The organism is Mycobacterium sp. IS-1742 (assembly GCF_001500125.1).
In the GTDB taxonomy this organism is placed as follows: Bacteria; Actinomycetota; Actinomycetes; order Mycobacteriales; family Mycobacteriaceae; genus Mycobacterium.
On record NZ_LQIV01000002.1, the window covers coordinates 36,032 to 49,944 of the forward strand.

At 67.4% G+C, this 13,913-nt stretch carries 16 protein-coding genes; 9 read left to right on the top strand and 7 right to left on the bottom strand.

The features are described from left to right. Positions 1–33: 33 nt before the first annotated feature. Complete coding sequence (locus AU196_RS02175) at positions 34–606, bottom strand: ATPase (RefSeq protein WP_059093446.1); 573 nt, start codon at positions 604–606, stop codon at positions 34–36. A 14-nt stretch (positions 607–620) separates the two neighbouring features. Next, positions 621–1,013 (bottom strand): TA system antitoxin ParD family protein, encoded by a 393-nt coding sequence (locus tag AU196_RS02180; RefSeq protein ID WP_059093447.1) that lies wholly within the window; start codon positions 1,011–1,013, stop codon positions 621–623. A 107-nt stretch (positions 1,014–1,120) separates the two neighbouring features. Between AU196_RS02180 and AU196_RS02185 the strand changes: the two genes are divergently transcribed. Continuing rightward, positions 1,121–1,987 carry an EamA family transporter gene (locus AU196_RS02185; RefSeq protein ID WP_197415682.1) on the top strand — a complete coding sequence of 289 codons (867 nt, stop codon included), beginning with the start codon at positions 1,121–1,123 and terminating at the stop codon, positions 1,985–1,987. Positions 1,988–2,044: 57 nt separating this feature from the next. On the opposite strand, the gene AU196_RS02190 is transcribed toward AU196_RS02185, so the two are convergent. Then, positions 2,045–2,683, bottom strand: coding sequence for an FKBP-type peptidyl-prolyl cis-trans isomerase (locus AU196_RS02190; RefSeq protein WP_231737290.1), 639 nt, complete (start codon positions 2,681–2,683; stop codon positions 2,045–2,047). Positions 2,684–2,829: 146 nt separating this feature from the next. On the opposite strand from AU196_RS02190, the gene AU196_RS02195 reads away from it, so the two are divergent. Continuing rightward, the gene (locus AU196_RS02195; protein WP_059093569.1) at positions 2,830–3,672 is read left to right on the top strand and encodes an alpha/beta fold hydrolase; all 843 of its coding nucleotides are present in this window, start codon (positions 2,830–2,832) and stop codon (positions 3,670–3,672) included. 6 nt (positions 3,673–3,678) lie between these two features. On the opposite strand, the gene AU196_RS02200 is transcribed toward AU196_RS02195, so the two are convergent. Continuing rightward, positions 3,679–5,049, bottom strand: a complete 1,371-nt coding sequence (locus AU196_RS02200) for an NAD(P)/FAD-dependent oxidoreductase (RefSeq protein ID WP_059093448.1) — start codon at positions 5,047–5,049, stop codon at positions 3,679–3,681. 63 nt (positions 5,050–5,112) lie between these two features. Continuing rightward, entirely contained in the window at positions 5,113–5,703 is a 591-nt protein-coding gene (locus AU196_RS02205; RefSeq protein ID WP_059093449.1) for a TetR/AcrR family transcriptional regulator, read from the bottom strand. Between the two features lie 96 nt (positions 5,704–5,799). Here AU196_RS02205 and AU196_RS02210 point away from each other — a divergent pair, with 96 nt between their 5' ends. From AU196_RS02210 to AU196_RS02220, 3 genes are read left to right on the top strand one after another with little or no spacing between them, the layout of a single operon-like run. Further along, entirely contained in the window at positions 5,800–6,276 is a 477-nt protein-coding gene (locus AU196_RS02210) for a DUF1772 domain-containing protein (RefSeq protein ID WP_059093450.1), read from the top strand. A 7-nt stretch (positions 6,277–6,283) separates the two neighbouring features. Beyond that, positions 6,284–6,601, top strand: coding sequence for an NIPSNAP family protein (locus AU196_RS02215; protein WP_059093451.1), 318 nt, complete (start codon positions 6,284–6,286; stop codon positions 6,599–6,601). A 20-nt stretch (positions 6,602–6,621) separates the two neighbouring features. Then, positions 6,622–7,002, top strand: coding sequence for a DUF4267 domain-containing protein (locus tag AU196_RS02220; RefSeq protein WP_059093452.1), 381 nt, complete (start codon positions 6,622–6,624; stop codon positions 7,000–7,002). Between the two features lie 3 nt (positions 7,003–7,005). Here AU196_RS02220 and AU196_RS02225 read toward each other — a convergent pair whose 3' ends face one another. Further along, positions 7,006–8,706 carry a GMC family oxidoreductase gene (locus AU196_RS02225; RefSeq protein WP_157545979.1) on the bottom strand — a complete coding sequence of 567 codons (1,701 nt, stop codon included), beginning with the start codon at positions 8,704–8,706 and terminating at the stop codon, positions 7,006–7,008. Between the two features lie 172 nt (positions 8,707–8,878). On the opposite strand from AU196_RS02225, the gene AU196_RS02230 reads away from it, so the two are divergent. The 4 genes from AU196_RS02230 (at position 8,879) to AU196_RS02245 (ending at position 13,111) form a co-directional block, all read left to right on the top strand. Then, positions 8,879–9,919, top strand: coding sequence for an oxygenase MpaB family protein (locus AU196_RS02230; RefSeq protein WP_082695593.1), 1,041 nt, complete (start codon positions 8,879–8,881; stop codon positions 9,917–9,919). Between the two features lie 101 nt (positions 9,920–10,020). After that, on the top strand, positions 10,021–10,617 hold the full coding sequence (locus tag AU196_RS02235; protein ID WP_231737292.1) for a TetR/AcrR family transcriptional regulator: 597 nt from the start codon (positions 10,021–10,023) through the stop codon (positions 10,615–10,617). Between the two features lie 398 nt (positions 10,618–11,015). Next, positions 11,016–11,975: an alpha/beta fold hydrolase gene (locus AU196_RS02240; RefSeq protein WP_059093455.1), complete on the top strand. Its 960-nt coding sequence runs from the start codon at positions 11,016–11,018 to the stop codon at positions 11,973–11,975. Between the two features lie 158 nt (positions 11,976–12,133). Continuing rightward, positions 12,134–13,111, top strand: a complete 978-nt coding sequence (locus tag AU196_RS02245; protein ID WP_059093456.1) for a hypothetical protein — start codon at positions 12,134–12,136, stop codon at positions 13,109–13,111. A gap of 16 nt (positions 13,112–13,127) precedes the next feature. On the opposite strand, the gene AU196_RS02250 is transcribed toward AU196_RS02245, so the two are convergent. After that, entirely contained in the window at positions 13,128–13,745 is a 618-nt protein-coding gene (locus tag AU196_RS02250; RefSeq protein ID WP_059093571.1) for a peroxidase-related enzyme, read from the bottom strand. Positions 13,746–13,913 lie beyond the last annotated feature (168 nt).

Consider the following 13,913-nt stretch of genomic DNA (forward strand, 5'->3'; position numbering starts at 1 on the left):
GCAATCGTAATGACGGGCACGGGTGGATGGTGGTCACCGCTTTCGCGTCAGCACCGCCGGCGCCCACTGCGGCCACGCCGGAGACCCGATCGACTCGCCGCCGGCGAACTGCGCGACGATGCGCGGGCCTTGGCGGCGGCTGTTGTCGTAGACGGTTGCGCTGTCGCAGGAGCCGATGGCCTGCACCGCGTGGTCCCACAGCCGGCGGTGGCGTTCGCGAATCTTGTCTTCGGCGACGCGGTGGCCGCCGGCGAGCACCCGGTGTCTGACGCGTTCGACCGCCAGATCCTCCGGGATCAGCAGGACGTGCAGAACGACGGTGAAATCGCGGTCGTGCGCTTCCGCGATGAGGTCCAGTTTGGAGGGATGGGAGAACACCGTCTCGGCGATGAAGGAGCGGCCCGCATCGATCAGGGCGGTTCGCGTGGCGGCGGCGATCCGCGCGGCCTCGTAGGAGTGGCGCTCCGCGTCGTCGGGCCAGCGCTGCCGGGCGATCTCGTCGGCGTTGACGAACGGGCTGCCCGGCAGCAGCGGGGCCAGGGTGAACGCGACGAAAGTGGACTTGCCGGCCCCGTTCGGTCCGATGACGAGGTCGAGTCGGCGCATCCTGCGCGGCCGGGTCAGGCCGAGGGGTCGTCGAGGACGACGGACGTGCCGTCGGGCCGGTATTCGACGATCCGCCCGGCGTCGTCGAGGGCGACAGTGGTGATGCCGCGGCCGGCCAGCAGTTCACCGTAGTCGGCGCCGGCCAGTTGCTCCTCGATCGCCGCGGAGATCTCGGCGTTGAAGACCACGCCCTCTTCGTGACTGAGCGTGGTGAGATCGGCCTCTCCCGCCAGTGCCGCTTCGACGCGGCGGCGCGCAGCGGTGTGGTGGCTCGAGACGGCCCGGCCGACGCGGGCCCAGTGGTCGAGTTGTTGTTTGGCCGAACGGCTCTGGCGTGCGCCCTCAGCCGCCGCGCTCTCGATGAGATCCGCGGCGACACGGGTCACGCGGTCGGCGACGTCAGCCATGGCACACCTTTCGTAGCAGGATGCTACGAGTGTAGCAATGTGCTACACGTTATCCGGCTATCGTTAACCGGCAGACAGCATTGCACCATGATCAGTTAGATGCAGTGGTGACCGCAGACCAGGCCCGCAGCGGCGTCCTGATGGCCATCACCGCGCAGGTCTCGGTTCAGATGGGGATGGCCGTCGCCGTCGGCCTCATCGATCGGATCGGCTCGGACGGCACCGCCTGGCTGCGGCTGGCGTGGGCCGGTGTGCTGCTCCTCGTGGTAGTCCGCCCGCGGCCGTCGGCGTTCACCTGGCGGACCTTCGGCATGTGCGTCGTGCTGGGATGTGTGACCGCGGCGATCACGCTGTTCTTCATGGCGTCCCTGGACCGCATTTCGCTCGGCACCGCCACGGCCTTGGAGTTCCTCGGCCCGCTGGCCGTCGCGGTCATGCACGGCAGGGGCCGCCACCGGGTGGTGTGGCCCGGCCTCGCCGCGATCGGGGTGGTGCTGCTGTGTCAGCCGTTCGACGGCGGCATCGATCTCAAGGGTGCGCTGCTGGCGATCGCCGCCGGAATCTGCTGGGCGATCTACATCCTGCTCACTCAGCGGGTCGGCGACGAGGTGGCCGGGATGAACGGGCTCGCGGTGTCGATGCCCGTTGCCGGGGTGGTGTCGAGCCTGTTCGTGAGCACCGCGGTCTTCGAACGGATGACCCCGCAACTGCTGTTGATCGGGCTCGGCATGGCGGTGCTGCTGCCGGTGGTGCCCTACGTCCTGGAGTTGTTGGCCCTGCGCAGGTTGACGACGGCCGCATTCGGCACATTGATGAGTTTGGAGCCGGCGTTCGCGATGGTCGTCGGATTCCTGCTGCTCGACCAGGAGCCGGGAGTCGCGGGCGTTCTCGGCATCGCCGCGGTGGTCGCCGCCGGGATCGGCGCCGCCCGCGGCGGCGGCAGGGAGATGGCCGTCCCGCTGGAGGTGGGTTGACGCCGCCTCCGCGGGGGGAACGCCGACCGAGCATGGACCTACTCGGAGTGAACGCCGCTATCCCGAGGCGTCGAGGATCTTGATCGCGAAGACGAGTGAGTCGCCGGGCTGGATGCCCGCGGCGGGCTGACCCTCGGGGTAGCCGTCGGCGGAGGTCATCGCCACCGCGACGGTGGAGCCCACCTTCTGTCCGGCGATGGCCTTCTGGAAGCCCGGAACCACGCCGTCGAGCGGGAAGTCCACCGGTTCACCGCGTTCGTAGCTGTTGTCGAACACCGAGCCGTCTCGTCCGTTGACCCCCATATAGCAGACGGTGACCGCCGCGGTGTCCGCCACGACCGGGCCGTCGCCGGCCTTCAGCGTCTGCACCTGGGTCTCGGTCACGCTGAACGGGGGCTGCACCTCGACCGAGGGCGCCGCCGCATCAGTGGATCCGGTGACCGAGACGCTGCCGGTGGCGCCCGGGAACGTCCACTCGGGTGCGCCGCCGGCCGGGGGCGCGGCGGTGGGGCAGGTGCTGGCCGCCGCCGGCGTGACCGGCGCCGAGGGCGGGAGCAGGTCGGCCATCGCGGAGGTGCTCGGCGACGAACTCGTCGACGACGTCTCCGTGTCGGAACCGCACGCGGCGAGCGTCATGACCAGCGACGCGGCACAGGTGGCGACCGCAACAGAAGAAGGCATGCGAAGTGAGTTCACCGTGGTCACGGTACAGACGCACGGACCTCCGTCCGACGGCCGCCCCGCGGCGGCGTTTCACTTCGGCCCGATCAGGCTCGGCGATGACTTCTCGGTGCCGGACGTGTCTGCCATGAAACAGGACCACACACGAGAATGGAGTGGTGATGACGAGGACGTCTGCGCGCGGAGGGTACCTACCGATCAACGGGCTGAACCTTTACTACGAGATCTACGGCGAGCTCCGCGCCGGGGAGGTGCCGCTGCTGTTGATCCCCGGCGCGTTCATGGCCACCGACTCGATGACGGTGTGGGCGGAGGCGTTCGCGCGCGACCGCGCCGTGATCGTGTTCGACCAGCAGGGCCACGGCCGCACCGCCGACACGCCGCGCCCCATGTCCTACGAGCAGTTCGGCGACGACGCCGCGGCGTTGTTACGTGCTCTGCACGTCGAGCGCGCGGACGTGATGGGCTATTCGCAGGGTGGCGGGGTCGCGCTGCAACTCGCCGTCCGGCACGGATCTCTTGTCAACAAGCTGGTTTCGATGTCGGCGACCTTTCGCCGGGACGGCTGGTATCCGGTGGTGGGTGAATCGATCGCCACACTGGGCGCCGACGCGTTCGCCGGGACGTCGGTCGAGAAGATGTTCTGGGAGCACACCCCCGACGCCACGAGATTCGAGGCCTACCTCGAGAAGATGAAGGTGTTGAACATCGACGACCAGGACATCAGCGACGAGGCGATGCGCTCGATCCCGGCGAAGACGATGGTCATCGTCGGGGACGCAGACGGTGTGACGCTCGAACATGCGGTGCAGATGTTCACGCTGCGCGGTGGGGGAGACGAGCAGGCGGCGGCGACAGGTGTCCTGCAGGACGTTCCGTCCGCTCGGCTGGTCGTGCTGCCGGCGATGTCGCACATCGGCGTCTCGGGTGCGAACGAGCTTCTGGTGCCGATGGTGAGCGACTTCCTCGACGACGTGCCGCCGGTGACGCCGGACCTGTTCTGACCGCGGTCACGCGCTCCGGTCGTCGCGTGAGTCGTCGCGCGCTGAGTTGTTGCTCTGGTGCACCGGCGACTCCCAGGTGTAGGGCTCCTCTGGATGACCGGAACCGCCCAGGATGAAGGTGCGGTCGCTGCGGTTGGCGCGGACGATCGTCGCCAACCACGTTCCCACCGTGCTGAATCGGTTGCGCACGCCGGTGAGGAACGCGATGTGGATGAAACCCCAACCGAGCCAGCCGAGGAGGCCGGCGACGTTGACCGGCCCGGCCTGCAGCAGGGCATGCCCTCGGCTGATGTACGCCGCGGATCCGAGATCGCGGTACCTGAAGTTCTTCCGGCGTTTCCCGGCGAGCTCACGCCGAATGCAGGCCGCGGCGTGCAGACCGCCCTGCATCGCGTTCTCCGCCACCCCCGGCAGGCCGTCGCGGCCCGCCAGGTCACCGATCACGAACACCTCGGGACGGCCGGGCACCGAGAGGTCGGCGTCGACCGAGATGCGCCCCGAACGGTCGGTCTCGGCCCCGAGCACCTCCGCGGCGTGACGGGCGAAGGGCACCGCCTCGACACCGGCGGTCCACAGCACCGTGCGGGTGGCGTAATCCTGTTTCGCGCCATTGCTTTTGGTGCTCACAGTGATCCCGTCGCGCCGGACGTCGGTGACGTGCACCCCGAAGTGCAGCTCCACTCCGAGGTCTTCGAGCGTCCGCGACGCCCGTTCGGCGAGCCCGGGCGCGAAGCTCTTGAGCACTCGGTCACCGCCGTCGAACAGCAGCACCCGCGCCTCCTCCGGCTCGATACTGTGGAACTCGTTGGCCAGCGCCCTGGTGGCCAGTTCTCGGATCTGTCCGGCCAATTCGACACCGGTGGGACCCCCGCCGGTGACCGCGAAGGTCAGCCACTGGTCACGTTCGGGACCGGGCGGCAGCGTTTCGGCGATCTCGAACGCGGCGAACACACGGCGGCGGATGCTGAGGGCGTCGTCGAGCGTCTTCATCCCGGGCGCCCACGCCGCGAAATGCTCCTTCCCGAAATAGGACTGGCGCATACCCGCCGCGATCACCAGATAGTCGTATTCGAGCTCGAACGTCGACTCGTCGGGCCGGCGGGCGGTGACGCGGCGGCCGTCGGGGTCGAGTCGCACGGCCTCGCCGAGCAATGTGGTGACGTTGCGGTGTTCAGCCAGCTCCTCGCGCAGCGAGCGGCTGATCTGACCGATGCTCAAGGTGCCCGTGGCGCATTGGTACAGCAGCGGTTGGAAGACGTGACAGGCGGCGCGGTCGAGCAGCGTGACGTCGGCGTCCACGCGTCTGAAGCGCCGGGCGCAGAACAGACCGCCGAATCCTCCGCCGATGATCAGAACCTTCGGTCGCCCGTTCGCCATGTCGCATTATCTCCTGAGTGCGGTGTCGTGAGTGCACCTCGGAAGTACCCGCTTCGGCTCGCCCTAGTGAACTTCTCTCCGTCGGCCCGTGAATCGGTCGAGGAGAAGTAGCAGACGGTCGACGTCGTGGCCGGGGCGCAGTCGGCCCGCCCGGCCGAGGGTGACCAGTCCGTGCAGTGCCGCCCACGACAGTTCTGTCAGCGTGTCCGCGTCCTGTCCGTCGGCGACCGGGGCGACCGCCTCGCGAAGCTCGGCGAAAGCCGCGGTCAGCTCGGCGGGTGTGTCGTCGGCGGCGAAGCGCAACGTCGTCGCACGGGTGAACATCGCGTCGTACACGGCCGGGTTGTCGTGGGCGAAGGCGAGATAGACGTCTGCGACTCGGGCCATGGCCTCGCCGGAGGTTCCGGCACTCAACCGCGCCGCCCGGGTCAACTCCGCCAACTCGCCGAAACCGTCGACCGCGATGGCGTCCGCGATCTGTTGCATGCCGGCGAAGTGTTTGTACAACACCGGCTGGCTGTACTCGATCTCCGCGGACAACCGGCGCGTGGTGACCGCATCCCAGCCTTCGGCCTCGGCCAACCGGCGGGCCGTCGTGATGATCAGCTGCCTGCGGGCGGCGCGCTCGCGTTCGCGGCGGTCGTCGATGGCCATGCCCGATGTTAGCACCGCTAGATACGCTAGCGCCGCTATTGACACGCTCTCAGCCGGGGGTTAGCGTTGCTAGCAGTACGGCGAAGGAGGCCTCTCATGACGTGGGAACTCGTCGCCCGTGCCGCGGCCGTGATCGCGGTGCTGGGCACCGCGATCGTCTACGGCACCGACGCGTTCTGTGCGATCGTGCTGCGCCCGGCCCTGGCCTCGGTCGACGACCGCACGCTGGTCTCGGTGACCGGACGGGTGCACCGCTATGGAGACCGGCGGATGCCGGTGCCCGGGGTGCTGGGGATCCTGGCCGCCGCGACGAGCGCCGTGCTGTCCACGATCGCCGCGCAGTGGGCGCAGGCAATCGCCGCGGGTGCCGCACTGGTCCTGCTGGCGATCTGGACCGTCCTCTACGTGCGGGTGAGCGCACCGATCAATCGACAGCTGACCGAGGCCGCCGAGGGGGACCGGATGCCGCCGGACGGCCGTGCACTGCAGGCGAAGTGGGACAGGGTCATCGGCGCTCGCGCACTTCTTCAAGGCCTCGCAGTGGGCGCCCTGTGCGTGGCGTTGACGGTCTGACACGCCGATGTTCCAGCTCAGGATCTACACCCTGCGATCACCGGGGGCGTTGCAGCAGTATGCGTCGATCCACTGGGCCCGGCATGTGGCGACCTTCGAACTCTTCGGCATCACCACCCACGGCGTGTGGACCGAGCGAGGCGGCGGCGCGAACCGGCTCGTCGCCCTCATCCGCTACCCGCGGGACGCCGACCCGGATCAGCTCACGCGGCGCTGCATGGCCAGCCCGGAATTCGCCGCCGACATGGCCGGATTCGATGTCGACGAGATCGTCGACGTGCAAGCGGTCCCGTTGGACGCCACACCGTTCTCACCGATCCACTGACCGATCTCGGAAGGCTTGTCATGAGCGCCACGACCATCGCCTACTCACTGGCCGGACTCATCGCCGCGGCCATCATGGTCATCGGGGCGCGGTTCGTCGTCGCGCCGCGCGTCGCCGCAGCCGGCTACGGGGTCCCGATCGATGTCGGCGGGGGATCGGCGCGGGCCTATCTGGCCGTCAAGGGCGTTCGCGACATCGCGTCGGGACTGTTCGTCGCGGTCCTGATGATCGCGGGCGCGACCCACCTGCTCGGCTGGGTGATCCTCGCCGCCACCGTCATTCCGCTCGCCGACACCGCCATCGTGCTGGGTAACGGCGGCTCGAAGTCGATCGCCCTGGGCGTCCACGGCGCCACGGCCGCCGTCATGCTCGTGACTGCCGCACTCCTGTTGACGTCCTAGGGCTCAAACAGACAGCGGCGGTGGAGTCACGCCGAGGATCGCCCGCGCCGCGCGCTCTGCGATCAGCATGACCGGCGCGTTGGTGTTCCCAGACGTGATGGTGGGCATCGCCGATGCGTCAACCACGCGGAGGCCGGCGACGCCGAACACGCGGCAGTCGGTGTCGAGCACCGTGGTGGCCGACCGAGGCAGCCCGCGTGTGTCGAAGGCGCCCATCGCGCAGGTGCCCACCGGGTGGAAGATCGTCGTCCCCAGTCCGCGGGCCGCCGCCTGCAGGTCGTCGTCGCTCACCAGGTGCGAGCCCGGGAGCATCTCTTCCGGGCGGTAGCGGGCCAGGGCCGGCGCCGCCATGATCTTCCTGGTCATCCGGAGGCCACGCACGGCAATGTCACGATCGGCATCGGTGGACAGGTAATTGCACATGATCTTCGGGTGGGTCAGCGGATCCGCATCGGCCATGCGCACATGGCCGCGTGAGGTGGGCCGCAGGTTGCAGACCGAGGGAGTGATGGCTCCGAAGGGGTGCAGAGGTTCGCCGAACTTCACCAGCGACAGGGGCTGCACATGCCACTCCAGATCCGGGCTGGCGAGAGCGGGGTCGCTCTTGGCGAAGGCGCCCAAAGTGGACGGCGGCATCGTCAACGGCCCCGATCGCAGGAGCAGATACTGAATTCCCATGCCCGCGCGGGTGATCCAGTTGCGGTACAGCGTGTTGACCGTTCGAGCGCGCCGGACGCGGTAGACCGTTCGGAGCTGGAGATGGTCCTGGAGATTCTCGCCGACCCCCGGCAGGTCGACGGCCACCGGCACGTGATGCTGGGTGAGCAGTTCGGCCGGGCCCAGACCCGAGACCTGCATCAGATGGGGCGAGCCGATGGCGCCGGCGCTCAGGATCACTTCTCTGCGGGCGCGAACATCGATGATCTGGCCGTCTTTGAGCAGCTGTAGGCCTGTCACGCGGTGCTGCGCCGTGGTCCAGGCGCCGCGACGCTGATCCCCGCGGACCTGATCGTCCATCAGCAGCCGTAGAGCCTGGGCGTGGGTGTAGACGGTGAGGTTGGGGCGGTGCCTGATGGGGTGGAGGAAGGCGTCGGCCATCGACCAGCGCCGGCCACGCCGTTGGTTGACGTGGAAGTACGCGCTGCCGGAGTTGTCGCCGCGGTTGAACTCGTCGATCGGAGCGATGCCGAACTGGGCCGCGGCGGCTTGCCAGGCGTCCAGGATCTTCCAGCGCACCCGTGGCCGCTCGACCCGGATCTCGCCATCGGCGCCGTGCCAGTCGTCGGCTCCGCCGAAATAGTTCTCCAACTCCTTGTAGATATTCAGTGTCTCGCCCGTATGGTCCGGACCGCCCCACAGCCACCGCTCGTCCCCGGTGGCCTGCGCCCAGAGCTCGTAATCGCTGGCCTGCCCGCGCATGTGGATCATGGCGTTGATGGAGGAGCAGCCTCCGATCACGCGGCCGCGCGCGTAGATGATGCTGCGGCCGGCCAGGCCCGGGTCGGGTTCGGTCGTGAAGCACCAGTCGGTGCGGGGGTTGGCAATGGTGTACAGATAGCCCACCGGCACTTTGATCCAGAACCAGTTGTCTTTGCCGCCGGCTTCGATCAGGAGCACGCGGTGATCGGGGTTGGCGCTGAGCCGGTTGGCGAGCAGGCAACCGGCGCTGCCTGCTCCCACGATGATGAAGTCGTAGTCGGCCACAGGGCTCGTTCCCGGCACCGTTCCTCCCTTTGCCGTCGGGCGCGGGTCCCAGTGTGCGCGACGGCGGGCCGGTCCGAGCACATTCCCGTGCGTTCAACGCCTATGTGGTCGATCCGCAGCGACGAATCGACATGTTTGACATCCTCGCACCCATAGGAAACACTCGTTTCCTATGACGACCGCGTCGACTTCCTCGCCGAAACACCCAGTACACGAACCGCCGAGCACGAAGCGCCGTTCGGAGTGGGCAATCGACAATCAAACCGACTTCGGATTCTTCGGGCCCGACTCGATCTCCTGGAGAGTCCTGGCCGCACCGGCGGTTTCGTTGATGATCGCCCAGATCACCAACCTGCTCGAGGCGCCGCACATCGATTTCCAGTCGATCCTGCTCGATCACGATCCGCTGTATCCCACCAATGCGAAGAAGCAACGCTCATGGCGCGGCGATCCGACGAGAAAGGGTGGTCGCCTCACGGACCGACTACGCCGCACTGTCGTCGGTCCGTTGCCGATCATCTTCGGAGACCGGGAGGCGGCCCGTCGCTGCGCTGACCGTCTCACCGCCTACCACCGGCCCATGCGGGGGATCAACGCTGACGACGGCCGGCCGTACTCGGCAGCCGACGCGGACACGATGCTGTTTGCGGCAGTGACGATCTCGCACGGTGCGTTGATCGCCTACGAGCGATACGCTTTTCGTGGATCGAAGTTACCGGCCAGGCTGCCCGCCGAGATGCGGGACCGGTTCTTCGCCGAGACGGCCGAACTCGCGGTTCTGATGGGTGTCCCGCGCGAGCGGATACCGGTCACCGCCCGAAAGGTCGACGAGTACTATCGCGGTCAAACCCACAAGTATCATACGCGCGAAGGCTACTTCGGCAATCAATTGCGCACCGCGGCAACTCAATTCAGGTTCACGTCCGCGGATTCGGCGGTCACCGTAGCCGCTGACCTCGTTCTGTTGGCGAGCACGTTCCTCGCCTACTCTGCGATCCCGCGGCCGTGTCGCCGCCTGCATCACATACCGGTGGTGGCCGACCCGTTGCTCGAGATGGTGCATGTCGCTGTTCTACCGCTGTTCGGACTTCTGCAGATCCCGGCCGTCGGGCGGCTGATCACCGGTGCCTACATCGGAGCGGAGAATGTCGACGCGATCGCCCGATCTGTGTCGGCGTACGCCGACGCCTCGAACCGTCAGACGCCCACGTAGACCGCTCGGCGTGCCGTGGCGCGATGTGCCTGTCGGCCATGGAGGCCAACTCCATGCATCATTGCCGTGTGAGTGGCGCAAGGGTCTGGCGTGGTCAAACGATGGATGACCGCTCAGCCGAACGCAGGCAACAACTCGTCGACGTCTGTATGGACCTCCTCGGGACCGCCGGCGCGGCGTCGGTCACTCTCCGCGCTGTCTGCCGAGCGGCGGAGCTGAGCCCGCGCTACTTCTACGAAAACTTCTCCAGCCGCGAGGAGTTGCTGATCGCCACCTACGACCAGGTGGAGAGACAGTTGTTCGAACGCCTCGTCGAAGCAGGGGAAGGGCGGCAGAAGCGCTCGATCAGATCGGTCCTCGAGATCTGTGGGCAGTACTTCGAGGAGGACCCTCGCCGGGCACGCATCCTGCTCCGCGAGCCCATGTCCGACGAGACGCTGCGCGTGCACCAGTCCGGCAAGAAACCCGTCTTCATCCGATCGTTGATACCTGCGCTGGAGAGCACGGGCAGGAAACTGGCACCACCCGACTCACGGGAACTCGAGGTGATGGCGACCGCGCTTTCTGGGGCTCTGATCTCTCTCTACCTCGAATGGATCGACGGTCGGCTCAGCGTCGAGCGTGACACGTTGGTCGACACCGCCGGCCGCCTCGTCACCGCTATTGCGCGTGCCTCACAGCGAAAGCCGGCGCGATGACCCGCTGGGGGAACGGGCAACTTTTACCGCAAAAGACTCGACTTGACATAATGTGGCTTATCGGTAGTTGGGTAACGCCAGGCACGTCTGCCTACACCGGTGTCCGATCCGGAACTGGCCATCGAGAATGATCCGGGAAAACCTGACAGCGCCCAACGACCCCTGGCGTTGCGCCCGAGCCCGCGACTATCTGACAGCGCCGCACCGGGACGATTGGCGGTCCAGAACCACCTGACACCGGCGGACAACCGGTGCCCTCGGAGCCCTGCGCCTCTCACTCAATTCGTCACCGTGACGTTAATGACGTTGTGGCGCCCCACACCTCTTCATTACCGTGGCAGCCGCCGTGCTCGACTGAACTGCTTGTTGGGCCGTTGACTGTGTGATTCAGTGCACCTATGAGCGCAATCGTCACTGAGCGCGTCATTGAAACGAACGGTGTGCAGCTGCGCACTCTGGAGGCGGGCCGGACCGGTGACCCACTTGTCGTGCTGGCTCACGGCTTTCCGGAGCTGGCCTATTCGTGGCGGCACCAGATACCGGCACTCGCCGCGGCCGGCTACCACGTGTTGGCGCCCGATCAGCGTGGCTACGGCGGGTCGTCGCGACCGCAAGCAGTCGATGACTACAGCATCTCCGCGCTGACCGGCGATCTGGTCGGCCTGCTGGACTACGCCGGCGCCGAACGCGCTGCGTTCGTGGGCCACGATTGGGGCGCGATCGTCGCGTGGCACATGCCGCTGTTGTATCCGGACCGGGTCGCCACGGTCGCAGGTTTGAGCGGGCCACCGGTTCCCCGGTCACGCAAGCCGCCGACAACGGCCTGGCGCAACATTTTCGGCGACAATTTCTTCTACATTCTCTACTTTCAGGAGCCCGGTGTCGCCGACGCTGATTTGGGGCGCGACCCGGCCACAACGATGCGGCGCGTGCTCGCCGGGCAGGCAACGCGCGAGGAGTTGGCCGCTTCAATGCTGCGGCCCGGACCAGAGGGCTATGTCGAGCGACTACCGGAACCTGAGGGCCTGCCGGACTGGTTGAGCCAAGACGAACTCGACCACTACATACGCGAATTCAGCCGTACAGGGTTCACCGGCGCGCTGAATTGGTATCGCTGTTTCGACCGGAACTGGGAACTGACCGCGAACACGCCGGCCACCACGATCACGGTTCCATCGTTGTTCATCGCCGGTGCCGACGACCCTGTGCTGTCATTCACCCGCACCGATCGCTATGCAGAGGTGATCAGCGGCCCCTACCGCGAGCTGATCATCGACGGCGCGGGACACTGGGTTCAGCAGGAGCGGCCCGACGAGGTCAACCAGGCACTGCTGGACCTGCTTTCCGGATCGTTCTGATAATCGGCTGGGAACTGCTCAGCAGGTGCGACGCCTGGCTCGGCGGCGGCGGTCGCCGCTGCAAACCACCACGGAAAGGTAGAACTCCCCGACCACCGCGCAGCCTCGACATGTCGGTGCCCGGTGCTATCCATATCGCAGCCGAGATGGAGGTAGTCATGACGCACAGCGCGCCGGTGAAGATCGTCAGGGACCAGTTGGTGCTGGGCCCTGCGACGGTGAAGTTCCAGCGGACACTGCGAATCCCGGAGACGGGTCTGCATCCGTTGCCGCCCGGCCTCGGCCGGTTCCCGCTGCGGCGGGTCGCGGACTACCCCGACACCGCACCGGCCGAGTGGCTGGCTCGTGGCGGTGTCATGCTGCCGATCTACCAGCGTGAGGCGATGTGGCTGTCGTTCAGCGCTTCCGAACCCGCCGCTCTGCAGGTCGGCGTGGGCAAGGTGTGTGCGGTCAGCGGCCTGCCCTGGATCGACCGTCTTGTCGGTGAGCCGCAGAACTACGTGGCGCTGCCCGACCAGCCGTGGCTCGACGGCATCAACGCGGGCGACGGATTCATCCGCCAGTTCGTCGCCGTGCCACTCGGTTCCGGCGCCACCGTCGAAGGTCAGGTCACCGGGCAGGAAACCCACGGCGGGGTGCAACTGCGGGCCGTCGGTCTGACCGAGCAGGCGCTCGCCGAGTGGCGCGCGGAACAGACCCGGCGCGCTGAGATCTGCGAGGACGCGCTGCCGTGCGGCCCGCTCCTGGCCACGTCTGCGGACATGGGACTCGGGGCCGGCGGGCGGATGCGGCAGGAGGTGTACGCCGACGACCGCCCGCTCGCCGACTACGACGAGAGCGGTGCCCGGCGGGTGTTCGTGCACCTGTGCTCGGCGGCTCAGTGGACGGCCATCACCGGAGAGGTGCCGCCCCCGACACCGGTCGACCGCGACGAGTACGTGCGCGCCGGCCTGCCCTGGTTCGACTTCTACGACGCCGACGCCCGCGATCTCGCCCCATCGGACACCTTGTCCCGGGTCAAGAGTGTCGGCGAGAAGCTCGGCACCGACGACAACCCGTTCGTCCCTGTCGACCCCAACACAGTGATCACCATCGGCGGGGCCGGCAGCGATGCGGTGATCGACGGGACGTGGTAGCCCGACTCGCGGTGGGTCAATGTTGCGGCACGCCCGTGTATTCCGGGTTGGGCGGCACCGACAGCGCGACACCGATCCGGTTGGTCGCGCCGATGAACGCCGCGATCGAGATCCCCTCCAGGATCAGATGATCGTCGAGCCCCAACTGCCGCAACCGATCGAAGTCGTCGTCGCGTAGCGACTGCGGATCGTTGTTCACCGCGATCGCCAAGTCGGCGAGCGCACGTTCCCGGTCGGTCAGTTCGGCGACCTGGTGATGGTCGATGGCCACGCGCTGCCCGAACGACCAGTCCCCCGCGACTTTCCCCAGCTTGTTCGCGTGGTTGGTATGGCAGTATGCGCAACGGTTCTCGCCGGACACCACGGTGGCGATCACCTCTCGTTCCCGGGGTGTCAGTCCCCCGCGACCGTCTGCGCCGAGCAGTGGCAACAGGTAGCCGTTGAGCCGGCCGAGATCGTCCTCGTTGAGCGACAGCGCGCGGAACCAGTTCGAGGTCAGGCCTTCCTCGCGCCGCTGACGGGTGAAGAAGCCTTTCACCGCCGGATTGCGCAGCGCCTCGACCTCGGGCACCTCGAGTCGCGAGATCCGGGTCGGCGTGAGGCGGGAGTCGGGACGTTCGGCGATTGTCGTCATGCGCGACACTGTGCCCGCGACTCCCGATCTCGCCAATCGTTTTGCGTCGGCTGACTTTTAATCAGCGCGGCCGTACCGGCGCCTTCCGGTCAGACTGATCCGAACCGTCGCCTCCTCGCAGGCCTTCGGATCTACTGGAGTGCGATCGTGCTTTTCACGCGAACCTCC

What these genes read in the sequence shown, in the direction of transcription:
- AU196_RS02175 (WP_059093446.1), bottom strand. Translation starts at nt 606, where the DNA reads ATGCGCCGACTCGACCTCGTCATCGGACCGAACGGGGCCGGCAAGTCC.
- AU196_RS02180 (WP_059093447.1), bottom strand. Translation starts at nt 1,013, where the DNA reads ATGGCTGACGTCGCCGACCGCGTGACCCGTGTCGCCGCGGATCTCATC.
- AU196_RS02195 (WP_059093569.1), top strand. Translation starts at nt 2,830, where the DNA reads ATGACGAGGACGTCTGCGCGCGGAGGGTACCTACCGATCAACGGGCTG.
- AU196_RS02200 (WP_059093448.1), bottom strand. Translation starts at nt 5,049, where the DNA reads ATGGCGAACGGGCGACCGAAGGTTCTGATCATCGGCGGAGGATTCGGC.
- AU196_RS02205 (WP_059093449.1), bottom strand. Translation starts at nt 5,703, where the DNA reads ATGGCCATCGACGACCGCCGCGAACGCGAGCGCGCCGCCCGCAGGCAG.
- AU196_RS02210 (WP_059093450.1), top strand. Translation starts at nt 5,800, where the DNA reads ATGACGTGGGAACTCGTCGCCCGTGCCGCGGCCGTGATCGCGGTGCTG.
- AU196_RS02215 (WP_059093451.1), top strand. Translation starts at nt 6,284, where the DNA reads ATGTTCCAGCTCAGGATCTACACCCTGCGATCACCGGGGGCGTTGCAG.
- AU196_RS02220 (WP_059093452.1), top strand. Translation starts at nt 6,622, where the DNA reads ATGAGCGCCACGACCATCGCCTACTCACTGGCCGGACTCATCGCCGCG.
- AU196_RS02230 (WP_082695593.1), top strand. Translation starts at nt 8,879, where the DNA reads ATGACGACCGCGTCGACTTCCTCGCCGAAACACCCAGTACACGAACCG.
- AU196_RS02235 (WP_231737292.1), top strand. Translation starts at nt 10,021, where the DNA reads ATGGATGACCGCTCAGCCGAACGCAGGCAACAACTCGTCGACGTCTGT.
- AU196_RS02240 (WP_059093455.1), top strand. Translation starts at nt 11,016, where the DNA reads ATGAGCGCAATCGTCACTGAGCGCGTCATTGAAACGAACGGTGTGCAG.
- AU196_RS02245 (WP_059093456.1), top strand. Translation starts at nt 12,134, where the DNA reads ATGACGCACAGCGCGCCGGTGAAGATCGTCAGGGACCAGTTGGTGCTG.
- AU196_RS02250 (WP_059093571.1), bottom strand. Translation starts at nt 13,745, where the DNA reads ATGACGACAATCGCCGAACGTCCCGACTCCCGCCTCACGCCGACCCGG.